This is a genomic window from Aquamicrobium defluvii (assembly GCF_004363725.1).
GTDB classification, from domain to species: domain Bacteria; phylum Pseudomonadota; class Alphaproteobacteria; order Rhizobiales; family Rhizobiaceae; genus Mesorhizobium; species Mesorhizobium defluvii.
This window is the reverse complement of record NZ_SNZF01000013.1, coordinates 100,139-125,147: the sequence shown is the minus strand read 5'-3', so window position 1 is coordinate 125,147 and position 25,009 is coordinate 100,139. Positions and strand designations below refer to the sequence as shown.

36 protein-coding genes are annotated in these 25,009 nt (G+C 61.1%); 16 read left to right on the top strand and 20 right to left on the bottom strand.

Annotation, left to right across the window (positions count from 1 at the left end; translation table 11 throughout):
• Positions 1-133 precede the first annotated feature (133 nt).
• From DES43_RS11970 to DES43_RS11880, 20 genes are all read right to left on the bottom strand, one after another.
• Positions 134-1,264, bottom strand: a complete 1,131-nt coding sequence (locus DES43_RS11970; protein ID WP_208110839.1) for a hypothetical protein — start codon at positions 1,262-1,264, stop codon at positions 134-136.
• Entirely contained in the window at positions 1,252-1,533 is a 282-nt protein-coding gene (locus tag DES43_RS11965) for a hypothetical protein (RefSeq protein WP_133675425.1), read from the bottom strand. The genes DES43_RS11970 and DES43_RS11965 overlap by 13 nt, the downstream gene beginning before the upstream one ends.
• A 197-nt stretch (positions 1,534-1,730) precedes the next feature.
• Complete coding sequence (locus tag DES43_RS11960) at positions 1,731-2,189, bottom strand: hypothetical protein (protein ID WP_133675423.1); 459 nt, start codon at positions 2,187-2,189, stop codon at positions 1,731-1,733.
• Between the two features lie 213 nt (positions 2,190-2,402).
• Positions 2,403-2,786 carry an ASCH domain-containing protein gene (locus tag DES43_RS11950; protein WP_245514569.1) on the bottom strand — a complete coding sequence of 128 codons (384 nt, stop codon included), beginning with the start codon at positions 2,784-2,786 and terminating at the stop codon, positions 2,403-2,405.
• Positions 2,783-3,364, bottom strand: a complete 582-nt coding sequence (locus DES43_RS11945; RefSeq protein ID WP_133675418.1) for a J domain-containing protein — start codon at positions 3,362-3,364, stop codon at positions 2,783-2,785. The genes DES43_RS11950 and DES43_RS11945 overlap by 4 nt, the downstream gene beginning before the upstream one ends.
• A complete protein-coding gene (locus DES43_RS11940) occupies positions 3,364-4,494 on the bottom strand; it encodes an ATP-dependent DNA helicase (protein ID WP_133675416.1) in 1,131 nt (376 codons plus the stop codon). The genes DES43_RS11945 and DES43_RS11940 overlap by 1 nt, the downstream gene beginning before the upstream one ends.
• Positions 4,484-4,708, bottom strand: a complete 225-nt coding sequence (locus DES43_RS11935) for a helix-turn-helix domain-containing protein (RefSeq protein ID WP_245514568.1) — start codon at positions 4,706-4,708, stop codon at positions 4,484-4,486. The genes DES43_RS11940 and DES43_RS11935 overlap by 11 nt, the downstream gene beginning before the upstream one ends.
• A complete protein-coding gene (locus DES43_RS11930; RefSeq protein ID WP_133675412.1) occupies positions 4,708-4,929 on the bottom strand; it encodes a hypothetical protein in 222 nt (73 codons plus the stop codon). Before DES43_RS11930 ends, DES43_RS11935 begins: the two co-directional genes overlap by 1 nt.
• On the bottom strand, positions 4,926-5,648 hold the full coding sequence (locus DES43_RS11925) for an exonuclease domain-containing protein (protein ID WP_166647744.1): 723 nt from the start codon (positions 5,646-5,648) through the stop codon (positions 4,926-4,928). Before DES43_RS11925 ends, DES43_RS11930 begins: the two co-directional genes overlap by 4 nt.
• A gap of 11 nt (positions 5,649-5,659) precedes the next feature.
• Positions 5,660-5,857, bottom strand: coding sequence for a hypothetical protein (locus tag DES43_RS22400; protein ID WP_166647743.1), 198 nt, complete (start codon positions 5,855-5,857; stop codon positions 5,660-5,662).
• Positions 5,857-6,231, bottom strand: coding sequence for a hypothetical protein (locus DES43_RS11920; protein WP_133675408.1), 375 nt, complete (start codon positions 6,229-6,231; stop codon positions 5,857-5,859). Before DES43_RS11920 ends, DES43_RS22400 begins: the two co-directional genes overlap by 1 nt.
• Complete coding sequence (locus DES43_RS11915; protein WP_133675406.1) at positions 6,231-6,917, bottom strand: 3'-5' exonuclease; 687 nt, start codon at positions 6,915-6,917, stop codon at positions 6,231-6,233. The genes DES43_RS11920 and DES43_RS11915 overlap by 1 nt, the downstream gene beginning before the upstream one ends.
• A gap of 2 nt (positions 6,918-6,919) precedes the next feature.
• Positions 6,920-7,060 (bottom strand): hypothetical protein, encoded by a 141-nt coding sequence (locus DES43_RS22395; protein WP_166647742.1) that lies wholly within the window; start codon positions 7,058-7,060, stop codon positions 6,920-6,922.
• Positions 7,057-7,383, bottom strand: coding sequence for a hypothetical protein (locus DES43_RS11910; protein ID WP_133675404.1), 327 nt, complete (start codon positions 7,381-7,383; stop codon positions 7,057-7,059). The genes DES43_RS22395 and DES43_RS11910 overlap by 4 nt, the downstream gene beginning before the upstream one ends.
• A 3-nt stretch (positions 7,384-7,386) precedes the next feature.
• Positions 7,387-8,502 carry a recombinase RecT gene (locus DES43_RS11905; protein ID WP_133675402.1) on the bottom strand — a complete coding sequence of 372 codons (1,116 nt, stop codon included), beginning with the start codon at positions 8,500-8,502 and terminating at the stop codon, positions 7,387-7,389.
• A 28-nt stretch (positions 8,503-8,530) separates the two neighbouring features.
• Positions 8,531-9,340 carry a hypothetical protein gene (locus tag DES43_RS11900; RefSeq protein ID WP_133675400.1) on the bottom strand — a complete coding sequence of 270 codons (810 nt, stop codon included), beginning with the start codon at positions 9,338-9,340 and terminating at the stop codon, positions 8,531-8,533.
• Complete coding sequence (locus tag DES43_RS11895; RefSeq protein ID WP_133675398.1) at positions 9,327-10,274, bottom strand: YqaJ viral recombinase family nuclease; 948 nt, start codon at positions 10,272-10,274, stop codon at positions 9,327-9,329. The genes DES43_RS11900 and DES43_RS11895 overlap by 14 nt, the downstream gene beginning before the upstream one ends.
• 106 nt (positions 10,275-10,380) lie before the next feature.
• Complete coding sequence (locus DES43_RS11890; protein WP_133675396.1) at positions 10,381-10,560, bottom strand: hypothetical protein; 180 nt, start codon at positions 10,558-10,560, stop codon at positions 10,381-10,383.
• Positions 10,560-10,910 carry a hypothetical protein gene (locus DES43_RS11885; RefSeq protein ID WP_133675394.1) on the bottom strand — a complete coding sequence of 117 codons (351 nt, stop codon included), beginning with the start codon at positions 10,908-10,910 and terminating at the stop codon, positions 10,560-10,562. Before DES43_RS11885 ends, DES43_RS11890 begins: the two co-directional genes overlap by 1 nt.
• Before the next feature lie 369 nt (positions 10,911-11,279).
• A complete protein-coding gene (locus tag DES43_RS11880) occupies positions 11,280-12,176 on the bottom strand; it encodes a S24 family peptidase (protein ID WP_166647741.1) in 897 nt (298 codons plus the stop codon).
• A gap of 164 nt (positions 12,177-12,340) precedes the next feature.
• Here DES43_RS11880 and DES43_RS11870 point away from each other — a divergent pair, with 164 nt between their 5' ends.
• From DES43_RS11870 to DES43_RS11795, 16 genes are all read left to right on the top strand, one after another.
• Positions 12,341-12,775 carry a hypothetical protein gene (locus DES43_RS11870; protein ID WP_133675388.1) on the top strand — a complete coding sequence of 145 codons (435 nt, stop codon included), beginning with the start codon at positions 12,341-12,343 and terminating at the stop codon, positions 12,773-12,775.
• 175 nt (positions 12,776-12,950) lie between these two features.
• Positions 12,951-13,313, top strand: coding sequence for a hypothetical protein (locus DES43_RS11865; protein ID WP_133675386.1), 363 nt, complete (start codon positions 12,951-12,953; stop codon positions 13,311-13,313).
• Positions 13,310-13,840 carry a GcrA family cell cycle regulator gene (locus DES43_RS11860; protein ID WP_133675384.1) on the top strand — a complete coding sequence of 177 codons (531 nt, stop codon included), beginning with the start codon at positions 13,310-13,312 and terminating at the stop codon, positions 13,838-13,840. The genes DES43_RS11865 and DES43_RS11860 overlap by 4 nt, the downstream gene beginning before the upstream one ends.
• A 601-nt stretch (positions 13,841-14,441) precedes the next feature.
• The gene (locus DES43_RS11855) at positions 14,442-14,891 is read left to right on the top strand and encodes a hypothetical protein (RefSeq protein ID WP_133675382.1); all 450 of its coding nucleotides are present in this window, start codon (positions 14,442-14,444) and stop codon (positions 14,889-14,891) included.
• A 150-nt stretch (positions 14,892-15,041) separates the two neighbouring features.
• Positions 15,042-15,647: a hypothetical protein gene (locus tag DES43_RS11850; protein WP_133675380.1), complete on the top strand. Its 606-nt coding sequence runs from the start codon at positions 15,042-15,044 to the stop codon at positions 15,645-15,647.
• A gap of 121 nt (positions 15,648-15,768) precedes the next feature.
• Positions 15,769-16,500, top strand: coding sequence for a winged helix-turn-helix transcriptional regulator (locus tag DES43_RS11845; RefSeq protein WP_133675378.1), 732 nt, complete (start codon positions 15,769-15,771; stop codon positions 16,498-16,500).
• Entirely contained in the window at positions 16,497-16,988 is a 492-nt protein-coding gene (locus DES43_RS11840; RefSeq protein ID WP_133675376.1) for a hypothetical protein, read from the top strand. Before DES43_RS11845 ends, DES43_RS11840 begins: the two co-directional genes overlap by 4 nt.
• A complete protein-coding gene (locus DES43_RS11835; RefSeq protein WP_133675374.1) occupies positions 16,985-17,179 on the top strand; it encodes a hypothetical protein in 195 nt (64 codons plus the stop codon). The genes DES43_RS11840 and DES43_RS11835 overlap by 4 nt, the downstream gene beginning before the upstream one ends.
• Positions 17,169-17,870 carry a hypothetical protein gene (locus tag DES43_RS11830; protein ID WP_133675372.1) on the top strand — a complete coding sequence of 234 codons (702 nt, stop codon included), beginning with the start codon at positions 17,169-17,171 and terminating at the stop codon, positions 17,868-17,870. Before DES43_RS11835 ends, DES43_RS11830 begins: the two co-directional genes overlap by 11 nt.
• The gene (locus DES43_RS11825; RefSeq protein WP_133675370.1) at positions 17,867-20,425 is read left to right on the top strand and encodes a DNA methyltransferase; all 2,559 of its coding nucleotides are present in this window, start codon (positions 17,867-17,869) and stop codon (positions 20,423-20,425) included. The genes DES43_RS11830 and DES43_RS11825 overlap by 4 nt, the downstream gene beginning before the upstream one ends.
• Entirely contained in the window at positions 20,422-20,709 is a 288-nt protein-coding gene (locus tag DES43_RS11820; RefSeq protein WP_133675368.1) for a hypothetical protein, read from the top strand. Before DES43_RS11825 ends, DES43_RS11820 begins: the two co-directional genes overlap by 4 nt.
• Positions 20,709-21,206 (top strand): hypothetical protein, encoded by a 498-nt coding sequence (locus tag DES43_RS11815; protein WP_133675366.1) that lies wholly within the window; start codon positions 20,709-20,711, stop codon positions 21,204-21,206. Before DES43_RS11820 ends, DES43_RS11815 begins: the two co-directional genes overlap by 1 nt.
• Before the next feature lie 44 nt (positions 21,207-21,250).
• Positions 21,251-23,446 carry an AAA family ATPase gene (locus DES43_RS11810; RefSeq protein WP_245514570.1) on the top strand — a complete coding sequence of 732 codons (2,196 nt, stop codon included), beginning with the start codon at positions 21,251-21,253 and terminating at the stop codon, positions 23,444-23,446.
• A complete protein-coding gene (locus DES43_RS11805) occupies positions 23,443-23,781 on the top strand; it encodes a hypothetical protein (RefSeq protein ID WP_133675362.1) in 339 nt (112 codons plus the stop codon). Before DES43_RS11810 ends, DES43_RS11805 begins: the two co-directional genes overlap by 4 nt.
• Positions 23,778-24,227: a hypothetical protein gene (locus DES43_RS11800; RefSeq protein ID WP_245514566.1), complete on the top strand. Its 450-nt coding sequence runs from the start codon at positions 23,778-23,780 to the stop codon at positions 24,225-24,227. Before DES43_RS11805 ends, DES43_RS11800 begins: the two co-directional genes overlap by 4 nt.
• The gene (locus tag DES43_RS11795) at positions 24,224-24,988 is read left to right on the top strand and encodes a hypothetical protein (RefSeq protein ID WP_133675361.1); all 765 of its coding nucleotides are present in this window, start codon (positions 24,224-24,226) and stop codon (positions 24,986-24,988) included. The genes DES43_RS11800 and DES43_RS11795 overlap by 4 nt, the downstream gene beginning before the upstream one ends.
• The last annotated feature ends 21 nt before the right edge of the window (positions 24,989-25,009 follow it).

The following is a 25,009-nucleotide window of genomic DNA, read 5'->3' as shown; positions in this document are numbered from 1 at the left end:
AATGGCGCGAGTGACGGGGCTCGAACCCGCGACCTCCGGCGTGACAGGCCGAAGAGATACGCTGCATTTCCGAACAGTTCAGAGTTTTTCAAGCCGAGCAGAATGGCCGGAACGAAAGGCGAAACTTTGAACGCTACTTGCCTTGTCGAATCAGCTTCCGGCCGGCGCGGCGCGCCTCGTCTGCTCGCCTGACCATTTCCACCCTGACGGGGACATAGGTCTGTTCGAGCTTCTTCGATTCGGAAAGGGAGTTGGCAAGCTTGGCGGACAGGGCTGTCCCTTCCACACCGCCGGCGACGGCCTCGGTTGAGCCCGAGCGACGGAAGTCGAGCATCTTGCGGGTGTCACCGGGAAACTCGACAGACCGAACGTCGCGGAAATCCTCTGCGAAAGAGTTCTTGCGGTAGGCTGCGCCGCGTCTGGTGCGAAAGATTTCCATGTTGCTGATCGGCTCAGCGGCACCAAACTGTGTCTGCATGTACCAGCGCAACAGTTTTTCCGACCGCTTGGAGAGGGTTAAAACGCCGTCCCGCCCGGTCTTTCCGCGCACTATGTCGAACCAAGTGCCTTTGTCGTCATCGCGCTTCTGGCCGAGTGTAAGCGTGCGGACATCTACCGGGGCAACAGCTCCGTCCCACATGCAGGCCAGCGCAGCCGCCAAGCCGTAATAGCGCATCCGGAGAGCGCGCTTGACCAGCCGGACAGCTTCACCCTCGGTCCACGTTTGATTTCGCCCCTTCGGCTCCGTATTTACGACCGCAAGGGACGGATCCTTTTCGAGGTCGCAGTATTTCAGCGCCGCCATCACCTTCCAGAGAGCGCGCCAGATCTTCAAAGCTCGATGCGCCTCGCGGAGGCTGACGCCGTCCTCTATGCCCTGACGCCATTCGGAAATCGTCGGCATTGTAACGAGTGTCGGCGGGAAACGGCCAAAGATTGGTTTGATGTACTTCCATGCCCGCTCCCAATCTTCACGGGTGCGAGGGGCTTTCTTCGCCCACTCATTTGTTCCGCGATAGACGTCGAAGGCTTCGCCAATGGAGCCAACGGGCCAAGCGTCGCGCTTAGGAATAGCACTATGCGTTTCTCTCAAATCGGAGCGGGCATCCCAAGCTGCGTTCAACTCCTCTGCCCGCCGCCATGCACTGGGACCATCCGGCCCACAGGGCATAGGGCGAAATCCAAGCGCACGCATGGCATGGGTCGGCTGCCAGTATCCGCGGCCCTTCCGAACGCTGTAATATCGGACCTTCACTTTGCCCACGCCCGCTCCCGCACAGATCGCAACATCGCGACCTGAGCGGACACCGGATCATCATCCCTGATCAATCCGGCGCGTTGATCAATCCATTTGTCCACAGCTTCCAAACAGTATGTCCCCAGAACGCTGTCGGGCTTGGGAAACCCTTGCTGTTCGAGTTCGTGACGCTTCTCACGGAAGGCGGTCAACGTAACGCCAAGGCGTCTGGCGATCTTATCGGGGCCGACCATGCGCGGCTGGATGGGGAAGCGGATTGACGAAGCTCTATTCATCGTGCCGTTCCACCACTTCGCGGCCGGCTTCTGTAATAAGCCACCCGTGAGGATAAATCGCGGATCGGTAGGCCAATCCTATGTCGGCGAGTTCCTGGAGCGCGTTTCGGTTTGACTTTGCGACGGCTTCCCATGGCCCTATACACGTGCTCAGGGCCAGCAACATTTGCATTTGATGTCGCTTCAGTTTCTTTCCATCAAAGCTCAATGTCGTGACCCTCCAGCCACAATCGGTATTTGCCGATGATGTCGTCCCAGATCGCAGCCGCGCGCTCGTCATGGTCAAGCATTTTCCGCGTCGTGATCCCACAGCGCCGGCAGACGTCGGCCTTGGCCTCGTCTGCACTGGTTACACCGAGGAAGGTCCAGAAGCCGCGCTCGCTGCAGGTGATTGCTGCACGGCGGGCGAGGGCACCGCCCTTCAGTTCGGGTTCCGGATCCTGCGTGTTAATTTTTGCCGCTTCGTTTGAGGCGAGCGACGTCAAATCGTCCATGGTCGGCGCGATGCCCGGCACCGGCGCGACGACGTCAATGACGACCTCATCGCCATCGACGCGGATGTGCCATGCTTCGCAGTCGCCGACGGCATCGCCAAGCAGGGTTTCTATAGCCTCGCGGGTCGGGAAAGCGTAGCGGTGGACGAGGGTCGGTTTCATGACCGCACCTCGTTGCAAATCGGGCAGGGCAAGCCGCGCCTGACTTCGCTGTCCTGCATGTCGAACCGCCACCCGGCATCGTGGCCGCATTTCTGGCAAACGAAGTGCCCGCCCTTCGACGTGCGCCAGCCTTCCATCATCCCCGGTGCCTGACCGTGATCGATAGCCTTCATCATTATGCGACGCCGGGTTTGCGGCCGTGGGCCGAAGAGGTCAGACATCGAGCGCGCCCCACTGGATCAGCACGCCCTCAAAGCGTTCGATGCCGGGATGATTGTCCATCCAGAAGGTGGCCATGTCGCCCCAGTCTTCGAAACCGTCGAGCCGAGCGAATTGATCGAGGCCGATCTCAATTGGTCGGCCATCAAGCATTATGCCGGGCTGTCGACCGGCCGACATGTCGATGACAATAGGCAGAACAGCGACGCAGATAGTGCGCGCGATAAGCTTGCAATGCTTGGTGCGCATGCCGGTATAGAGCTGTAACTGCTCGCCCGGCCGGGCGTGCCGGCGGCGATCCGCGCGGATGGTCTGTCGCTTCGACCCGTCAAGGATTCGTGGGGCGAACACCGCTTTAAAAGAGTAGGCGACCATCATCCGATCTCCTTCAGAGCTTCGGCCTTGGCGGCGTTCAGTTCGGACATCGCCTCGGCGCTGCCGCCGGCGTCCGGGTGGCGTTCCTTCGCGAGCTCGCGATAGCGTTTTTCGACCATGTCGCGGTTGGGCCGGAGCATGTCAGAGCCGAACAGAAGAACCTCGCGCCATGATTTCTTTGCGTCAGGCGAGGGCAACGCGGCGAAGCCTGTGAATGTCGCCCGGACGATATGAAGGCCGCCGTGGCGCAACTCTGTGCGGCGGGCCTCGATGACGTGGTGGATCGCCTGCAGGTTATCCTCGACCTTCGGATACCGATCGACGGCAATGCAGACGGATAGACCATCCCATGTGAACCAGACGGCGACACCCGGATCGGCTGGCTTCTGCTCGCCCAGCGTCACATTCGAGGAGATGACAAGCCCTTCAATCTTCTTCCCGCTGTCGCGGGAAAATGCGAACAGACTGTCACGGACATTGTTGAGTGCGCCGTTGAGAGATGTCCGGAACTGCGATTTCACGGCCGTCTTGGTGCGCGGCATCGTCGCCGGCCACGTGAGGGGGAAGGCTGTCGGCTGCATCACATCACCACCGTGATTTTCTCGGCCGCTCGTGTGATCGCCGTATACAGGTGGCGCGCGCGGTCAGATTGAAAGGAAGATGATTCGTCAAAGAGGCAGACGGAATTCCACTGGCTGCCCTGCGCCTTGTGGACGGTCAGCGCATAGCCGTAGTCGAACTGCTGGAGCCCGTTGAGTTCCTTCCAAGGAACCTCGTTGCCTCGGCCCTCGAAAAACTCCCTGCGCACACGCACCTCAACGGGCTCGGTCGATTCGAAGTCGAGTGAGGTGACGTGCATGCGGACGGTATGATCGTTGAGATGGCCGCGTCGGCGCTTGAGCAATTCGGTGACAGACCACAGCCCGCCGTTGAAAATGCCCTTGTTCCGGTCGTTCTTGAGGCAAACGAGGGTATCGCCAACCTCGGGCATCGGACCCTTGCGGCCGTGAAGCTGGCGCATCCGGGTATTGTAGGCCGCGCGGGTGCGATTCAGCCCAACAAGAACCTGATCGGCGCCCATGACCAGATCGGAGCTGACCTCGCCGCGCCGGATGATCTCGCTGTCGCCGTAAACGCCATAGTCGAGCCGGCCGCCCTCGCGGATTGTCGTCGCCATGCGTACGATAGGGCTTTCTGCTGCCTGCCGATGGATTTCCGTCAACATGACGTCAGGATCGGCTTCGGTGAAGAAACCGCCACCCTTGACCGGCGGAAGCTGGGCTGGATCGCCCAACACAAGAACCGGAACGCCGAACGACAGGATATCCCGGCCGATTTCCTCATCAACCATGGAGCATTCGTCGATCACGAACAGGGCGGCGTCGGAGAGCTCGTCCACGTCTTTCAGGACGAATTTCTTGACGCCGGTCTCCGGGTTGAAATCCACGCTGTAGATCGTGGCGTGGATCGTCATCGCGCCCCGGCAGCCGTTCTTGCGCATGACCATCGCTGCCTTGCCGGTATAGGCCATGTAGAGCACGTAGCCCTTCAGACCGTCCGCGAAATGCCGGGCGAGGGTGGTTTTCCCGGTGCCGGCGTAGCCGAACACTCGGAAAACCTGCTTGCGGTCGAGGCCGCTGTTGTACCAGCGGTTGACGGCATCCAGCGCCGCCGCCTGTTGTGGCGACCATGTGCGGGTTTCAGTCGACATGGCGGGCCTCCCGCCTTGGTCGCATCAGGTAGCCCACGCCGGCCTCGCCATCGATAGGCAGGCCCTCGCGGCGGAGGTCTTCGACGTAGCGGTAGACGGTGCGCGACGAAACGCCGACCTTTCCGGCGATCTCGTCGGCGGTGACCAGACCCTTTTGCAGAAGGCTGACAATCTTCTGCATGCGGCGGTATCGGGTTTCGCAGCGCCTGCACATCACCGCGCCTCCCGCAAAGCAGCGACCGCGGAGAACTTCACGTCCTCGCCCAGTTCGCCCTGAAGGTCGAACGAATAGACGCGCCAATAGATTGCGCCGTAACCGTCCCTCTTGCGCTTCTCGTTCTTGGCGCTTTCCTCCTCGCAGCAGAGTTGCGCAGCCTGTTCGGTGGTGAAGACGGCAGCCGGAAAATCATTCCCCATCACGACGAAGACTTTCATGCCCGGACACCTCTCTGTTTCAGCCAGTGCTTGGCGTTGGCCTTGACGTCGCGATCCATGTCCGACTTGAAGGCGATCCATTCGAGGTAGTCGGTCGGAACATCTTTCCAGCGGCAGCCCTTGTGCTTGCCGAAGTTCACCTTCGGAAGCAGCGCCGGGCCGTTCGACCAGCGGACCAGTTCGGCCGGGTCGATCCCGGTTTCGAGGATGCGGACCAGCAGGTGCGCGGTCACGTAGGCGTCAGGTCCGGCGCGGTGCGGCGGCATCGCCAAGGCTTCATCAAGGTCGATGCCCAGGAAGTAACGGAGGACCTGATTGCTGTGGCGGGGAGCGTCCGGGAAAATCCTGTAGGCTGCCTTTAGCGTGCAAATCCATGCCATATCGCCGCCACCGAAGAACTGGCGCTCGAAATCTGCATTGTGCGCGGCAAACGCCATGCAGGACGGGTCCATGCCTTCCATGAGAGCGCGGAAACCGATAGTCACGTCTGGCGCGGCTTCAAGTTCCACATCGGTGATATGGTGGACGGCGCGAGCCTCGATATCGACCGGCCTGCGAGGGTTGACGAGCATCGAAGTGACGTCGCCAACCGTCCAGCGACCGCCAGATTGCACGACATCGCAGAAGCCCACTTCGCAAACCGCGTGGCGCTCTTCCTCGGTAGGAGCGCCGGTCGTCTCGAAGTCGATCAGGCGAATGAGGGTGAAGGGATCAGCCACGGTCGCCTCCCTCAATGCGCCGCCGGCGATGGACCCAGCCGTCGCTCGACGCTCTCGACAATCGCACGATCGAGGTCTTCGGCGACCGCGGCGATATCGTCTGGAATGGCCTCGGCAAATATCTTGCCGTTGCGATGAAAGGCGATGTGCACTGCAGCGCAGTGGTCGCAGAGGTAAAACGAGATTTGCTGTGCCATCTTCGGTTTCATCACTCGTCGCCCCCATCGAACTCGACCTCATCGAAGTCTGGATCGTGCGGCGGCGCGATGTAGCGCTGCGGCGAGTAGTACGGGCGGTTGATCCGCATGACCGATTCTTCGTCGGTCAGCGTGAAAGAGAAGATCGACGGGCCGCCGTACCAGTGGGTTGTCCAGCCGGTGACGCGCGGAAGCGGATGAGGATGCGCCTCATCCATCGTCTCGATCATCTCAATTTTCGGCACGTCGACGCGAAGCATCTTTGCACCGAATCGCTCTTCCTCACGGACACGGCCGGCATGCTTGCGGTGGCCCATGATCTCGACGATTGCCCATTCGAAATCTGGCGCGGCTTCGACGGCTACCTGTTCGGTCTGGCTGTCCATCAGAAGCTCTCCGGCAAAGCAGCTTCGGGCAGGGGTTCGATCACGGCCGGAGCAGACGGCGGAACCTTGGCGAGGTGAACGCGGGCTTCCGGCAGCGCGCCGACGGCGTGCAGGTGGCGGAACAAGGCCAGCGTGGCGCGCGTGTCGCCTTTGGCTGAATGCGCGTCGTCGATGACCAGACCGAGATGGGCGGCGCAGTCGGTGAGCTTCGGGAAGCCACGGCCGCCGCCGGCTTTCTTGACGCCCAGTGCCATCGCGGCGCGCATCACGCAGATGTTCGGAGTGTCGTGGAAGCGATCATCGAGACCAGCGCGGCGGAGTTCCGCGCGCATCTGCTTCATGTCGTGCTGGGCATTGTAAGCCACCATGACATGGCCCTCGTCGAGCGCCTGCACATAGCGGTCCAGAACAACATTGATCGGCGTTCCGTTGGCTTCAAGGAACTCGTCGGTGAGCCCGTTCACGGCGCCAGCCGATCCTTCGCCCTGCGGCATGCTCCAGCCATCAGGTTTGACGTAAAGCTGAACCTCGTCGACTTCGGTCAGATCGTCGTCGAGAAGGATCATCGACAGGGACGCGAGGCGGGGTTGACCCGGCGCGTCGGCGGGGATCGATTGACCCGTCTCCTTATCTTTGAAAGCGAACAGGCCCGTGCCTTCTGTGTCCATGATTGCGTATTTCGTCATTTTCAGGCTCCTTTCAGGACCTTGATTTTGGAAATGAAGCCGCTGCCCTTTTTCTCGAGAGCAATCGTGCGTGCGGCAGTCGGGCTGGGAGCAGGGACGTCGATCACGTCCCCGTCTGTGAAGTGGACGCGAAAGGTCGTCATGACCGGATCGCCTTGTGTTTCATGACGATTTTCGGCGTTTCGAGTTCGGGAACGGGCTCGATCTCCGCAAAATCCGGGTCACCAGCGACAAGGATATGGTCGGCAGCCTCAAATGCCTGAATGGCAATCCGCGTCTGGCGAAGCTGCTCGGTCTTGTCCTCGATGTCAGCCACCAAGGCTCGCTCATCAGCGCGGAAGCGTTCGAGCATGTTCTCGACCGATGCGCGGCCACGGTCGAGGAGAGACGCCGGGAAGTCGTCCGGCTGGATTTCCTCGGGCGACAAGTCGACGCGCTGGCCGACGAGGGGGGAGAACCAAGCCATGGCCTATTCCTCCTCATCGGCGCCTGGCTCGCGGTCTTCCGCAACGCCAGTGTCGAAACCATCGAGGAACGCCGCCATAAGGCGCTCGTCCTTACGGAACTCGGCCGGCACAGCCTTGCGGCTCATGCCTTTGTCGCGGGCCTCGGCACCACGCCGGCGAGCGTTTGCGATAGGGTCGCCGTCATCCGACCGGGGGGCAGGATCGGATGACGGCTTGCTGGCGGCCTTGCCTTGAGGGGAGGCTTTGCCGCCTTCGGAGCCGGAGGGGGAATTCGGCTCCGAGTTCTGGTCGCGGTCGATGACCTCTCCGGTATCTGGGTCAGCATCGATTGGATCGTCGTCTGCGATCTGGTCCAGACGGTCAGCAAGCGAGCGCGGGCGGCGCTCCTGCGCCTCTTCCTTCGCGCCCTTCATGTCGTAGAGCTCGTCGTCGCGGCGGATCAGGTCATCGAGATCCGTGGACATGGGGAGTACCTTCGAATGGCGCTTGGCGACGGTCTTACGCGCCATCTCGCCCCAATCCGTCGACCACGGTGTCGACTTGATGTAACCGGCCTTGAAAGCCTTCCAGCCATCCGAACGATCACGAATCGCGTTGATCTCGTCGGCGGACATGACCTCGTAGGATTTGGTCCCGTCTTTGAGCACGCAGACGGAATAAGCGCCGACCGGCTCGCCACGCGGGGCTTTCAGGTCATAGGTATGGTTGATCTGAGGCGCGTCGCCCAACTGGAACTGGAAGAAGTCGTTTTCGAAAACGACATGGGCGTCCCACGTCGAAATCTCTCCGCTGTTACGCGCCTTCTTCCTCACGCCTGCGATCATTGGCTGCCAAGTGATCGAAAAGCCGTTCTTCGATTTGCGAAGGACAAGCGCTCCCTCACGGCCGTCGGGCAGCAAGCCATCCTGCGCCGCTTTCATTGAGGCGTTGAACAGTTCTTTGCGCGGAGCCTGCAGAAGCTGCGGGTTGTTCTGGATCGCCGTCATGACGACGCGGGCGAACCGCTCGACCGGGATATGGGCTGGAAGGACGGCCTTGAACTGGTCGCCCATGCGCTCAAACTGGTCGCGAACGACCTCGATCTCGCGCGGGCCGTCGGATTTCGTCACTGCGTTCATCGCAAATGTCTCCTGTTGCCGCTGGTGATCAGCGGAGCTGGGCTTTGGTGCCTTGGAAAATTTCGACGCCGGTCAGCGGAACGGTGTCGCGGTTGGCGCGGACGTGCGCCCGGATGGCTTTCTCGATCACGTCGATGCCGATATGCGCGCGCAGCGGGCCGTTCAGATCGACCTTGCTGACATCGACGATGCGGAAGTCCCAAGACTTGCGCTCGCTGATCGTGCCGGCTTCGGTGCGCACCGGGCCAGCGCCGGCGCCGAGGGCTTGCGCTTCGAGGTGCTTGGCGCGATGCTCGGCCTTTTCAGCCTCCTGCAAGGCCAAGTCGGCAACGATCTCGCTCTCGCTGGCGGCGGCTTCCTCAAGCTTTCGCTGGGCCTCCTGACGGGCAGCCTCGGCCTTGGCCGCTGCTTCTGCCGCCGCCTTGCGGCGCTGTTCGTCGGCATACGCGCCGGCCAGGCTTTCGGCCGCATTCTTGATCCGCAGGCATCGGGCATGAAGGCTCTCGGGGTGCGGATTGGCGTTGACGCCGAACAGCCGGTTCCAGTCGTTCAATTCGTCGCGGATGGGGCCGGTAACGCCATCGCGGCGGTCGCAAACCTGCTTGGCGATCTTCTTCGAGGCAAGGCCGATGGAAACCCAGGTATCGCGCTCGTTGTCGTTGGCAACCTTGCCGTCGCTTAGGCTGTCCTTTGCCGCATTAGCGCGGGCTGCCAGAGCCTCGACCTCGGTGATGAGGTCCTTGTGGACCTCCATGAAGATTTCGGACACCGGGGCCTTGTTATGGCCGATACCGGGATCGTCGGGGCCAAGCAGGGAGGGTGCATCAGAAACGCGCATCGGGGTTCTCCTTCGGTGAGATGCGGAGCGAGCGCGACTTCACAGGCTGGCCGTTCGGGCCAGTCCGCACTGACGTGCGCGCCGTGATGTTCCAATTCTTGGTGAAGCCAGCTTCGGCAGCGCCGAGGGCGTGCAGGATCCGTGGCCGGGTGGCCTCCATGATCTTGCTGGCGTGGCTATAGTCCTGTCGCGCATCCCAAAAGGCGCAGACCGTGCCGTCGAGACCGATAACCTGCGTAAGGTCCTTCCGATCGGGCATGCTGTCGCGATAGACATCGACGATTGACGCGCCGTCTCGGTTCCAGTCGATGGACGGCTCCCGGCATTCCTCGACCATGCGCCAGAACTCGCGGACCTCGCGGCGAAGGCGGTTCATAACCCGGGTGTTGAGCGGGACATCGACAATCTGCAGGTCGATGCCCCGGCCGATCACCATGACGGCGACACAGGCCCAGGTCGATTCAGTGAGGGTCGCCTCGACAATCGCCTGCACGGCAATCCACAGCGGCAACACGACCTCGCCGGTATCGGCGTCGATCCACTCCCGTCGGAACTTGTCGTCGGCAACAGTTTTGACCTGTACGATGCCGCGGCCGTAGATGTCCGGCCGGGTGGCGAAAGCATCAGGCGTCGCGCCGATCCGATGCTCGACGTGCCGGTAGTAAGCGTTGTCGCGGCGGTATTCGACCGTCCAGTCCGGCCGATCCTCGCGCAGCATCTCGATCACGACCGGCTCAAGGAGACGGCCGCGACGCAGGACAGGATTGTCGGTGTCATCGCTGGCAACCCGCCCGGATTTCTCGGCCCACAGCCCGTAGGGCGTCTGATACGGGTGAATCCCGAGCAGCGCGCCGGCCACCGAGGCGGTCACGTCCTGCTTGCGAGCGTCGAGCCACGCGGCGCGGTCTGCGGGGAGGATGACCTGCACGCTCATGGCAGCACCAAAACGGCAACGGCGATCAGAAAGGCGAGGACGCAACCGGCGCAGACGTCCTGTACAGTGCCGGCCCAGCGAGCACGGAAGGCGAGGAAACGGGGCATCAGTCGGACCCCTCAAGATCGGAGATCAGCTTCTTCGCGGCTTCCAAACGCTCGACCTGATGCTTGCCGAGGCCTGCCGAAAGGCGGACCGCATCGCAAATACGCGTCAAGTCTTTGAGGCGCAGGAGAAGTATGGTGCGGTCGCAGGAAAGCTGCTCAATGCGGTCCAGAGACGCCATCACGCAGCCTCCACCGTGAACTCGACGCCGAACGTGCCGGCGAGAACCGCCTCACAGTCAGCGACGAAAGCGCGGCGGCGATCCTGCGTGACCTTGCCAACCCACGGCTGCCGGCCTGCGTCCGCCGCCTTGATCCACTGGTTCATCGCCCAGATGGCGCCCGAGATCGTGCCGTTGAGGCCGTAGGCGAACTCGCGGCAGACTTCCTTGAAGCCGGCGATGTCGTTGTCGCCGCGCTGGCGCTTCATCGCGAGAACATCGCGGAGCAACAGGGGTTCGGTAAGGGGGCGAAGGGTTGGCTTCTGCGTAAGGGCCGATATGAGGCCGTCGCGGGTAACTTCGTGGGGCATCGGATGTCTCCTTTGCCCTCAATAATCGCGATTAACGCAAAATCGTCAATCCTAAAATCGCGAAAACCGCAAATTTAATTTTACAACGATCTGGCCCGCGACGCTTCGCGCGCGCAGAAACGCTGATTCTGAGACGTTGAATTTTACGTGAGACGTTGAAGACGGCATGAGCCGTAGCGCCAAGCTACGGCGAACATGCCGCGCGACATAAACGTTGAAGGTTGAGTTCTACATCAACCGATTCACTTACAACGTCTAACGTAGAGCTCTATGTTTGAAGGTTATCTAATCCGCGCGAGGGTGGGTGCGTGAGAGCGCGCGCGGGTAAAGCCCGCGCGCTCTGCCGTCAATGCCCTTGGTGATAAAAACTTATGCCGTCTTCAAGCCCAATTGGCCCTGGATGCCTCCCTGACGAACGATTTTTTTCACCGCCGCGGGAGGGAGGACAGCGAATATCTCACCAATCCATTCGAGCCGTTGATCTTCAATGGGCGTCGGATCATTCCACGATGTCAGCGTGACCGTATTCGGTCGTGAACCGCGCGCTATCGTCTTGATGAAGCGTCGGCCGTCGGAGGTTCGAACGGCTGCCTCCATGCCATAGAACGCCTCGATAGGTTTCTTCTGCTCGCGATAGACGACGATCACCGTTCCCGGCTTGAATACCGGCATCATGGAAATCCCGCTGACAGTGAAGGCGATCATGTCATCGGGAACAGGGAATGGAATATGAACCTGGTCCAGACCCTCCGGCGGAACCTGCTCGTAGTCCGGTTCGACCTCCGCGCCTGCGCCGAGGTATCCCATGACAGGAATTTCAGCGCCGTTTGCGAGATCTCGACGCGGGCTATCGAGCCATTGGACCATCCCCTCAAAACCGGGCGGCAGTTCATTGAAGAACCTCGCCGCCTTCGCGATCATGTCGATCGGAATTTCCTGTCTCTTCTTCGGATCGTCCGTTTCGACGTTGCGCATGCGGCTGATCTGCGTCGGGGTGAATCCCGTCGCTTCCGACAGCTTTGTCTTCACCCCGTGAGGGGCTGTTTTGTCGTGAAACCAGCGCTTTAGCTGCTCTTGCGGATCGCTCATGTCGGTATAATCGCGAAACTCGCAAAAAATCCTATCGCGAAGATCGCGAAAATGGCTTGACTTGAAATCGCGATAATCGCAAATATGGTGATTATGAGCGACAAGCACCTCGATCCAGCCCGTTCCGTCATCGCCAAGATTGGCATCGACAAAGTTGCCGAAGTCACAGGCAAGCACGTCTCGCGCGTCTATCGGTGGATGTATCCGAAGGAGCGCGGGGGCACAGGCGGGGTCATCCCGCACGCCGATGCATCAGCACTGCTATCGTATGCTCGCGAGAACGGGATTCCTCTTTCGGCCGCAGAATTCCTTGAGCCCGCCCCGACGACGGGAGACGCGGCATGAGCATTCTTTCGCGCCCCGCTCAGCAATCTTTCGATGGCCAGCGCGTCACGAACTCACGAGGCGTGCGGGCATACCTTCCGCAGTTCAGCCAAGGCACGTTCAACGATCTGGCTGACGTGCTTCTCTGCTTCCCGAACGGTTTCAGCTTGGAGGTCGTAGGGAAGACCGTCTCTCGGTTCGATATTTCGCGCCTCGGTGAGAACCTTCTTGGCCGCGAGGACCATCGTCGCGGCGAGATCGGCAGCGTCAGCGCTCTCGTGAAGCATCTGCCGGAAAATTGCGTCAATCAGGTCGAGCGTGTGCTCGATGGTGGCGAGCCGGCTGGCACTGTCCATGATCTCCCCTTCGTGATCGTCATTCTACCGATCGACGAAGCGTACTCCCGTTTTCCGGAAATTGCGCCGTCCTCGGCAAAGGACGGTCAGCAATGAATTCGCGCACCCTCCCAAGCGCGATGGTGGGCCGCGTATCCGGTCTCGCGTCCGTGGCTCACCTTTCTTCCTCCGTCTCATCGCTTCTTCCTTTCGATCTCGTCGCTGAGATCAGGGATAGCGGAGAGTTTCGAGTGCCATGTGCAGAGAATTTCAGCATCTGGAGCGCAAAATCATGAGTAGCGCTGAGATGGCGGTGGGCTATGTCCGGCGTCTTGTCGAGATGGAAACACGAGGTTGGGGCGATCAGAAGGACGCTCTGAAGCGTGTTGCATCCCGTTATCGCGTCCCGTTCTGGACGCTTGATCGTATCCGCAGCGGCCGTGCCAAGACGGTCGACGCTGGAATATTCAGCCGCATAAGGGAGGCGTTCATCGATCAGTGCGAGCGTAGCGCTGCGCGCCTGTTGCATGATGCAGAAATCGAGAAGGCGGTGAATCCCCATGTCCATCTGGACGATCTTGAAGATCAGATTCGAGCTTTGGTTGCTCGACTGGAGAATGCGAAGGCGACTGCGCCACGCGGAGGCGCCCAATGAGCGACCTCCCAAACTGGAAGACGATGGAGCCGGGCGCTCGGGATGAACTACTGCGGCGGTATGTCGAGGAAGGTTTCAGCGCAACCGAGATCGCGAAGAAGTTTACGGGATGCTTCCGTAACTCGATAGCTGGTCGAGCGCATCGAATGGGCCTGAAGTTCACGAGCAGGCAGAAGGTTGCCAAGCCCGAGCCGAAGCCAACGAAAAGCCGCGAGACGACAGGATCGTGGGGCGGTGTCGTCGGAAAGGTCCGAGCCAAGGCGCGGAAGGTCGATGCCTCGCAGCATCTCCATGTCGCCAACATCGTCAACAAGGCCGAGAGCCGGAAAGCCGATCCCGTTCTGAGGATCAGCCGAGCGGCAGCGTTCGACCCTATCCCCGGCATTGAGCCTGTTCCGTACGGATCATCTGGCTGCAAATTCCCTGTCGATGGGCTTGATGGTCCCGGTCTTCTCTGGTGCGGGGCTGATCGCGAGATCGGTCGTCCGTATTGTGACGTTCACTCCAGATTGGCGCGGGGTAATTGATGGTGCGCGCGATCTGCTCCGTCGAAGGCTGTGACCGTCCGGCACTTACGCGAGGATTTTGCACAGGCCATTACGCTCGCCTCCGTCGCCATGGTGAACCGGGCGGCCCGCTCGGTAATAGCAAGGCTCGGCATGGCCGACTGGATACCCCAGAATATCGATCTTGGGTCGAGATGCGCCGCCGCTGCCGCGGTCGCCTTGGAAAAATGCAGTACGTCGAGAAGGGTATCAAGGTTTGTGACCGTTGGCTCCATAGCTTTGAAGCCTTCTTTGAGGACATGGGGCCTCGACCGGAGGGCACCACGCTTGACCGCTGGCCGAATGGGCGGGGGAACTACGAGCCCGGCAACTGTCGATGGGCTGCGCCGGTAGAGCAATCACGAAACAGATCATCAAACAGGATGGTTGATTGCGACGGCGAGAAAGTCCCGCTCGCAGAATACTGCTCTCGGAAGGGTCTCGACTACATCCTTATCAGAGACCGTGTGTGCGGGCTTGGATGGACGCTCCAAAGAGCCGTTTCCGAACCCGTTCGTTTGACCTCCCAAACAAAACAAAGGCGTGGATTTGCGCCGGTTCATACCGAGGAAAGGGCAGTGTGATGGCTCGTATCCTTGAGGGCAAGAACCGCGCATCCGCCGATGAGGCAGCATCCTTCGTCGATAAATTCGAGGAACTGGAAGCCGAGGTTGCCAGCGAACGCGGCAAGTTCATGGCGGCATGCCGGGCGATCCGCGAAAAGCAGCGGGAGCTTCTGGAAGACGCGAAATCGCAGGGCGTCAAGAAGAGCGTCGTGAAGGCCATCGCCAAGGCACGTGAGCTCGAGGCCAAGGCCCGGGACATGCTGGCCGACATCGAGGACGACGAGGACCGGACCTACGCGGTCGATATCCGCAAGGCGTTGGGTGACGATTTCTCGACCCTGCCTCTAGGTGCGGCGGCCGTCGAAGCTGCGGACAAACCGAAAAAGAAAAAGGGTCCCGATCCGGCGGCGAAGGCCGCGGCGGATGCATGGGGCAAGGAAGATGCGGCTGTGGCCGCGAAGCACTGAATCCCAGAGCGAAACCGGGGAGGTGAGGCGGGCAAGGCCGGCCGATCCGATGAACCGGGAGTAGGCCGCACGGGGCGGACCGTGCAGGGGGAACGCCACCTCCTATCAGGCGTGACAGCACGGAGAGACGGCACCTTGTAGGAGCCTGGAATGTTGATCCTCGGATTGGACATCGCGACCAGCACCGGTGCGTGCTGGATGGATACCGCATTGCCGCCATCGCTGTGGCGCTGCCTTGCCGTCGGCGCCGAAGGTGAGTTTGCCGAGGCCAAGACCGGCGACCTCGCCATCTACCTCAACGAGGAGTTCTTCCGGACCCGCCCGGATTTCGTGGCCATCGAGATGCCGCGTCGCGACGTAGCGGCATATCCGAAGCAGGTCTTCGACCCGAAGCTGGGCCGGATGAAGACGATTTACACCGTCAACGCCGACCAGCTTCTGTTGCCGGCCCTCGCGGCCTCGGCCTCTGCTGCTTGCGACCTCGCCGGCATCCCGTGGGGCATGGTGCATCAGAAGACGTGGCGTGCCGCCTACTACGGCAAAGGCTTCAAGCCTTCAGGCGATGACTGGAAGGCTCCAGCCGTCGAGCGCGCCGAGCTTCAGGGCATACGGCTTCCCCGAGAAAAGAAGGCGCAGCGTGATGCGGCCGAAGCCGTCGGCATCGCCAGTGCCTGGATGAAGTGCAGCCAGATACCGGAGCGTCATCACGAGGCGTTCAAGCAGCTTCGGCTCGGCAGCGGGAGGGTCGCGGCATGAAACCTCGACCATCCATTTCCCGACCACGTGGCGTGCATTCTCTCACCGGCGCATTGGCCGTCGGCATTCTCATCGCAGCCTGCGCGTTCGTCTTTTTCATCGTGGCGACGGGAGGTCGACCATGATGGTGATCTTCTATGGCACGGGCGACAAGCTTCGTCGTGACATACTGAACGATGCGTGGATCGGCATCGGTTTTCAGTATGCCGATGCAGTGCAGGATTTCAGCAGCCTGCTTTATCGCGATCCCGACGCACTCGGGATCCTGCATTGCCATTTGCCGGACATGGCCGCCCAGATTGTGCGCGGCATCCGCCTCGGGAACGTACACAACCGCCTTTTGGTGACGCTCCCCGAAATTGCCGACATTGAGACAGCATCCAGGTTTCGCGGCGATATCCTGTTCGCCGGAGCCGACGACGTGCAGCCTTCGACTATGGATGAGCGCGAGGTCGTTGCGCGCCTGAAAGCCTTGGCCCGCCGAGGCGATTACATCGATCACACCCGGGTAGCGCTTCCGGGCGGCGTGTTCGTTGCCACCGCGAACTGCATCAACACCGCCGATGGGCGCAGTGTCCGAATTTCTCCGAAAGAAAGCGCCATCCTAGTTGAGTTGGTTCGCCGCCCGGGAGAGACGCGCTCCAAGCAACAGATCATGGACGCGATCTACGGCGGAGAGCACGAGCCGGAAATAAAGATCATCGACGTCCTTGTCTGCAAGCTTCGGCAAAAAATCCTGAAAGCCACCGGAGGTCTCGACGTCATCCAGACCGTCTGGGGCCAAGGCTACCAGTTCGTTGCCGATGGATTTGTTCCGGAGTTGCAACCGGGCCGTTGGAGGTGCGCAAGATGAGCACCGAACGGCCGATTCGCGACATTCTCGCGGAAATGATGCGTCGCGAGAGGCTGGGGCTTATCCGCCCGCTCTGGCAGGACTGGAGCCGATTTGCCCCCGACGAATGCGAGCATGTCCGCCGCCGCGCTGATCACCTGATCCGGCTTCTGGAAGGCGAGGGCGTCCGTCTGGTGCGTGCGGGTGATCCTGACCATGAGCCTGCACCGACATCTCCGATCATCTATCAGTACGGCATGGTGGGCCGTCCGGTCACCCGCGTCGTTCGCAAGGGGCGCGAAGACCTCTGGGATGTCGTCGCCGTCGATGATGCGGGCGGTAAGGAGACCGTCGAGCAGTCTTTCACGGTCGAGCAAGCCCTGCTGAATGGCGGCCTTGTGCTCACCGGCCATCCCGAGGCGAGGGCAATTCCCGGCCTGGGAACCCAGCTTGCCGCGCTCAATGAAATCTACCGGCTCGATGCCGTGGCGATGGAGCCGGTTCGATGACCGGCCCTCTTGCAGAAATCGGCCCAAGCTGGGCCGCGATGATCGACGGCTTGGCGGATTTTCAAGCTGATCTCCTTCGCCAAACCCATGCTCGGATGGCCGATGCGCTCGACCGCGATGCGCAGCGCGACGTCGAAGGCGCGCGGGACTGGCGCAACCTCCAGCACACAGGTGACAGATATGCGGACTGATCTGCCGTTGCGGGTACTAATCGCCTGCGAAACCTCAGGTGTCGCGCGTCGCGCCTTCTCTGATCTCGGCCACGACGTCTGGTCATGCGACATTCTCCCGGCCGAGGACGGCAGCAACCGCCACATCATCTGCGATGTGCGCGACGGCATCCTGAACGAAGGATGGGATCTGCTCGCGGTCTTGCACCCGCCGTGCACACGTCTCTGCCGATCCGGCCGGAGGTGGATGAGCGGGCCGGGCAACTGGACGCCGCCGAAACGTCTTCCAGACGGCCGCACATGGGAGAGCATGCGCGAAGAGTTCGAGGAGGGCGTCTCTATCTTCACGGCATGCTGGAATGCGCCGATCGAGCGCGTCGCCATTGAAAACCCGGAAATGAACGATCTAGCGCGGGCTCGGATGCCGGCCGATCTTCCCCGGCCGAAGATGGTTCAGCCATTCTGGTTCGGCCACCCCGAATACAAGGCGACAGGTTGGTATCTGCGCGGGCTTCGACCTTTGGTCGCAACCGATATGCTGACCGAGCCGGAGCGCGGCAGCGATGAGTGGAAACGTTGGAGCAAGGTCCATCGCATGACGCCGGGGCCTGAGCGCTCTCGTCTTCGCAGCCGATCCTTTCCCGGAATGATGGCCGCTGCTGCTGAGCAGTGGGGCGGTTTCGCACTCGAAAAGGTGAAGGCTGCGGCATGACTTCTCACGCGTATCTCGACTTCCTCCGCGCCAAGATGAAGGTCGCGCCGGCGACCGGCTTCGACGTCGATGACGCTGACATCAACCCCGACCTAGCGCCCCACTGCCGCGCCATCGTGAAATGGGCGCTACAAGGCGGGCGGCGCGGCATCTTCGCCGCCTTCGGCCTGCACAAGACATCGATCCAGCTAGAATTGATGCGCCTGATCGGCAAGTATGTGGGTGGCCGCCGTCTGATCGTGCTTCCGCTTGGCGTCCGGCATGAGTTCTTCGATGAGGCGAGGGAGAGGTTCCGCGGCGAGTTCGCCATCGAGCTTCGCTTCGTCCGCCGCGATGACGAGGTGACCGACGACGATGTGATCCACATCGCCAACTACGAGAGCGTGCGCGACGGCAAGATCGATCCTCGCCAGTTCGTGGCGGCGTCGCTCGACGAGGCGGCCATCCTGCGCGGATATGGCACCAAGACGTACCAGACGTTCCTACCTCTCTTCGAGGGTGTCCGTTTCAAATTCGTCGCCACCGCCACGCCGTCGCCGAACCGGACCAAGGAACTGATCCACTATGCCGGCTTCCTGCAGGTCATGGACACCGGGCAGGCGCTGACACGGTTCTTCCAGCGCAACAGCGAGAAGGCGAACGAACTCACGCTCTATCCTCACAAGGAAGACGAGTTCTGGCTGTGGGTGAACTCCTGGGCGGTGTTCCTGCAATCACCGGCCGATCTCGGCTTTCCCGATGACGGCTACGTCCTGCCGAAGATGACCGTCAACTGGCATGAGGTGCCGACCGATCATGGCGCGGCCGGCGTGGACCGGGACGGGCAGGGGCTGCTGATCAACGATCCTGGGGCCAGCGTCGTGCATGCCGCGCGCGAGAAGCGCATCAGCCTCGATGCTAGAATCGGCAAGATGGTCGAACTGTTGGCCGAGGCCCCCGACGACCATTGCGTTCTTTGGCACCATCTCGAAGACGAGCGGCGCGCCATCGAGGCCGCCGTGCCGGGTGTCCGGTCGATCTTCGGTTCGCAGGATCTGGAGAAGAACGAGGCGAACGCTGTCGGCTTCAAAAATGGCGAGTTCCAGCATCTGGCTACGAAACCTGAAATGTCGGGCGCGGGCTCGAATTTCCAGAAGCATTGCGCATGGGAAATCTTCGCCGGCATCGACGCCAAATTCCACGACTTCATTCAGGCCATCTACCGCGTCGTGCGCTTCGGGCAGAAGCGGGAATGCCGGATCGACATCATCTATTCCGAAGCTGAGCGGGGCACGCGACGCATCCTCGAAGAGAAATGGGCCGAACACGACCGGATGATGGAGCGGATGACCGAGATCATCCGCAAATACGGTCTCGGCAAGCTGCCGCTGGAATCGGTCCTGAAGCGCTCGATCGGCGTCGAGCGCACGGTGGAGCAGGGCGAGTATTTCTGCATCGCCCACAATGATTGCGTTGATGAGGCGATCCGCACCGAGGCGGGCAGCGTCGGGCTGATCGTCACATCGATCCCCTTCAGCAATCACTACGAGTACACGGCCAGCTACAACGACTTCGGCCATACCGACGACAACGAGCATTTCTGGCGGCAGATGGATTTCCTGACGCCAGAGCTTTTCCGGATCCTGAAGCCCGGTCGCATCTACGCCTGCCACGTCAAGGATCGCATCCTGTTCGGCAATGTCACCGGCGCAGGCCTGCCGACCGTCTCGCCATTCCATGCTGAGGCGATCTTCCACGGCCTGAAACACGGCTTCGACTATTGCGGCATGATCACCGTCGATACCGACGTCGTCACCGAGAACAACGGCAACTACCGGCTCGGCTACACCGAGATGCTGAAGGACGGCAGCAAGATGGGCGTCGGCTCGCCTGAATACGTGCTGCTCTTCCACAAACCACAGACTGACCGAACGAAGGGCTATGCCGACGAGCGCGTTGCCAAGGATCGGGAAGAATACAGCCTGGCGCGCTGGCAACTCGATGCCCATGCACATTGGCGTTCAAGCGGCAACCGGCTCCTGACCCGCGAGGAATGGGCGCAGATACCGCCGCGCTCCGTTCCCAAGGCATTCCGCGCCTACAGCGATGCCACGGTCTACGATCACGAGGAAGTCGTGGCGATTGGCGAGGTCCTGCAATCGAAGGACCGTCTGCCGACCGAATACATGGCGCTGGCACCGGTCTCGCACTCGCCATGGATATGGTCGGACGTGGTGCGCATGCTCACATTGAACGGCAGCCAGTCCAGCCGGAACGTCGAAAAGCATATCTGCCCGCTCCAGTTCGACATCGTCGATCGCCTGATCGACCGATATTCCAACCCCGGCGATGTCGTCTACGACCCGTTCGGCGGGCTGATGACGGTTCCCTACCGCGCGATCGCCAAGGGCCGCTACGGGATGGCCTCGGAACTCAACGAGGTGTCGTTCAAGGATGGTCTCTACTACTGCCGGGAGGCAGAGGCGAAGCGGAACGTGCCAAGCCTATTCGACCTGATGGAAGCGCCTTCTATCGAGCCAAGTATCGATGATCTGACGTCGGAGGCAGTGCGATGAACGAAGCACGCGTCCGCGCCGTCCAGGTCTTCAACGGCTGGGAAGGCCACTTCAAGAAGATGCACAAGGCCGGCTGGTTCCCGGTCGAGGTCAACGGCATCGCGCAGCTGTTCCCCAGCGAAGCCGACGCGAAGGTCGCAGCCTACGAGGCGATGACGAAGCACCACTTCGGAGACGGCATCCTCAGCGATGGCGAGCGCACGAGCGCGACAAGGTCGAAGGCCGAAGAACTCTTCGGCGCGATCTTCAGGCGCGGGCGCAAGATCGAGGTGGTGCGGCGATAATGGTTGCTCCCATTGACATGGTCGGAAAGCGGTTCGGCAATCTTGTGGTTCTGCAGCTGGCGGACGAGCGGCGAGACAACAAGCGTTGCTGGGTATGCCTTTGCGACTGCGGAAACGAGAAGGTGATCATCGGCAAGAACCTGCGTAATGGTCAGGTGAAAGGTTGTGGCTGCCTCGCCGGTCGTCCGGCATCTTTCGGTAGCTTCCATCATGGGCTTTCGCGTTCACCGACGCACACAAGCTGGCGCGGTATGATCGACCGATGCACCAACCCGAAGCACGGCTATTACGAATACTATGGTGCGCGCGGCATCACTGTTTGCGATCGCTGGCGAAACTACGAAAATTTTCTTGCCGACATGGGCGAGCGGCCAGATGGAACGACGCTCGATCGCGTCGATAACGACGGCAATTACGAGCCCGGCAATTGTCGATGGGCAACATGGGATGAGCAGGGCGCGAACAAGCGCAAGCCGAAGGATCGGCGTGCAGCATGAGTTCGGACCAGTTTGCACGCTGTATGGAAGCGGTCGCCTTGGCCGTGCTGCCCGAGTTCTTGGGGGAGCCTAACCGCGCGCTTTCGTCGCCCGGCAGGGAATGGCGATGGGGCAAAAACGGCAGCGTATCTGTCGATTGCGTCAAGGGCGTCTATCAAGATCATGAGGACGGCACCGGTGGCGGCGTGTTGGACCTTCTCCAATCGTATCGCGGGTATACCAAGATCGAAGCCGTCGAATGGCTGCAAGAGCAGGGCCACATTGAACGTCGAGAGCGGCAGAATGAACATGCCAATGGCCAAGACGCTGGATCGCCACAAGGGAAGTTTGCGGGCTTCATGGACACATGGCCCGTCGCCACATTCCAGTATTTCGATGACAAGGGGCGGCTGGCCTATGAGGTCCTGAAATTCGCGAAGACCGCTCCGCGCCGCTACATGCAGCGCCGCAAGCATCCGGCCGGGAAGGGTTGGATATGGGGATTGCAGGGCGGCACCTACGGGCAGGTGAAGTCGGGCGACTGGTTCAAGGCCAAGGAAGGCAAGCATTATCAGGCGGAAGAGACGTTCGATGATGCGGTCCGCTGGCTCTACCACCGCGACGAGGTCCTGAAAGCCAAGGCCGATGGGCGGCCGGTCTATCTCTGCGAGGGCGAAAAGGACGTCGAGACCCTGCGGGCATGGGGATTCACGGCCACCACCAACGCCGGAGGCGCAAAGTATTGGAGCGAGCAGTTCGACGACGACCTCGCCGGCGCCGATGTCGTCATCCTGCCCGACAATGACGATGCCGGCCGGCAGCGCGGGCTGATTCGCGGCGGCGGGCTATCCGGCCGGGCGAAGTCCGTTCGTGTTCTCGACATCTCGCTCCACTGGCCCGATGCGCCGGTCAAGGCGGACATCACCGACTGGAAGGATCAGGCTGGCGGGACCGCTGATGGTTTCAGCGAATTGGTGGAGAAGGCGACCAAATGGACGCCGGTGCGGCCGCGCGAGTTCGGTGCCTACTATCATGACGAGATCGACGGTCCTTCTCTCGCCTATGACTATCTGATCGACGGGCTGCTCACGACGCGCGGGCGATCAGTCATCGGCGGCCCCTCGGGATCGGGCAAGTCGTTCCTGGCCCTGCATGCAGCCTACTGCATCGCCCGCGGGCAGGAGTTCTTCGGTCGGCATGTCGAGCGTGGCGGCGTGATCTATCAGGCTGGTGAGGGCGGGCTCGGAATGAAGAAGCGCCAGAAGGCCTACCGCAAGCATTTTCAGGTGTCGGATGACGAGGATGTTCCGTTGGTCGTTCTGCCGGCGAAGGTCGACCTCTTCGCCCGCGACGGCGACACCGACAGGCTTATTTCGACCATCAAGGCGATCAAGCTGACGATGGAGCATCCATTGCGCGTCGTGTTCATCGATACGCTCGCCACGGCCACCATCGGCGCCGACGAAAACAGCGGCAAGGATATGTCGGTGGTACTCGCCAACATCGCCCGCATCGAAGAGGAGTGCGGCATCCACGTCTGCCTCGTCCACCATATGAACGCCGACGGCAAGAAGCTGCGCGGTCACACCTCAATCCACGCGAATGTCGACACGGTCATTGTGGTGACGGCCGACGAGACGACGAAGATCCGGACCGCGCGCCTCGCCAAGCAGAAGGACGACGAGGACGGCATCAAGATACCGTTCACGCTGGCGTCTGTCGTCGTGGGCACCAATCCGAAGACCGATCGGGAGGTCACGAGCTGTGTCGTGCTCACGGTCTCCGAAAAGGATGCACTCAAGAAGGAGCAGCAGCAGTTTGGCTATTCGGTCCGGCCGAGCGAGGAAGCGCTGCTTATCCCGATGTTCCGGGCCATCAAGCGCTACGGCAAGTTTATCGCTGACGCGAAGGAGGGCCCCGCCGAGGCGGTCGGTAAGCACGTCGTCGACTTCAGTCATTTCCTCGACGTTGCCGTCGAGATGGACGCCAGCGAGAGCGACAAGGCTGCGGCGCGTGTCAAGATCCGAAAGGCGTTCGAGCGCAACACCAACTACCTTATTAAGCACCAGGTGATCGCCTTCAAGCGCGTGAGCGAAAAGACCGGGCTCCTTTGGTGGACCGGAAAGCCAATCCGAGGTTTCCCAGAAACATTCCCGGATAGGACATTCCCGGGACAAACCCGGGACATTTCCGAGACAAATCAGGTCGCGCCCCTGTCGCTGGGCGAGCGCGACCTGCTTGACGAGAGCATCCAGCTATGACCGTCCGTGTCTCGACTATGCCCTTCGGTGACCGCTACTGCGCGGTATTCCATGCGCCCGGCCGGCCGGACGAATTCCTTGTCGACGAAGCCGGCAAGCCGAAGAAATTCGCCACAGCTACCGAAGCCCTGCGGCAGGGACGCAAGGCTCTGTCGCCGGCCAACCAGCCAGCACTTATCCATGTCGATGCCGATCCGTTTGGCATTCGCGCATGGCGCTCCCAGAAAGACGAAGCCCTGCGATCTGAGCGCGAGCGCGTATTCGGAACATCGGGGCCAGCATCGATCGAGCGCGCCGGTCGCACCATCGTTATCGAGCGGAGGCGGCGCCGATGAAGGACGTGCCCTCCCATGTCCAGCGCCTTTGCGATGAGTTCAGCGTCCGGATCGTGCACAAGCACCGATATCCCGGGCCAGGAGAAACCCGCGCAATCGCTACCATCGACAGGATATGGCGACGGTTCGGGGAGGATCATATCCGGCTCGTTTTCACGACGCTGGTCGAAACCGCCAACAACAAGATCCTACTGGATGAGGTTGGCCTGTGGATGGCGTCGGACATGGTGCGCAAATGCCAGCCGATCATCGAGGACCGAGCGGGAGAGTGGCTTGATCTATGGGACGAGATACCGGCTGGTGACCTGCAGTTCGTCGCCCAGGAGCTTCGCGGCCATGTTTCACAACGCGCCGCACTTGGTGGTATGATTTATGAGCGCATCTATCGCCGGTTCGGTCCCTTTGCCGACCAACTCGACCTCTTCGATGATCTGAGGCGGAAATGACCATCGGAACGATTAGCATCAGGACGGTCAAAGACCTGCTCGTCGATGCCGTGCGCCTCGACCGTGAAATGCACGAGCATATCGGGCCTCCTCGTCTGCGCGCACAGCAAATTCCCTACGAACATGATTTTGCTGACAGGGCAGGGTGGGGAAAGGCGATTGGCGACAGGAAATGCCAACTTGCCGCGGATGATGCCGACCCATACGGTCCGAAAGGCCAGTTCAGCCGCGAGTTCTGGGAACAGTTCGATCGCGATCCGACGCCGGCAGAGATGTCGCGCGCCCAGATTGTGCACGGTTGGATCATGCTGGTAGATGATGAGAAGGAACGTCGCGCCCTCATTGGGTGGCTGCATTCCAAGGTTGGGGGCAAAGCTTTTCGGCGTTGGTGCAAGCAGATCGAGGGCATCAGCCAGACCACCGGCTTAAAGCGAAAAAATCGCGCGTTGGAGAAAATATTCCTCTCGGTTCGCGGGAGTGATCGCCTGCATACCTTCAGCGCACTGCCGGAGGGGTTGCTGTCAGGACAGGATTTGGGCGATGTTTTGGCTACCATCGCAACAGGTGCGAACGACATCGAGGGGATCGACAGATGGGCTGCGGCTGACGCAATAGCCAGCATCGAAATCCGCTATGAAAGTGATCGCACGGGGGATCGCTCAGTCGAAGTGTCAGCGTCGGAGTTTACGTGGGCAGCGAAGAGAAATGCTAGACGCCGCCAGCGGGAGGCTGCCAAGCGAAAACAGGCCCAAAACGGGTAGAGCCGCAAATCCTGTCAAGAG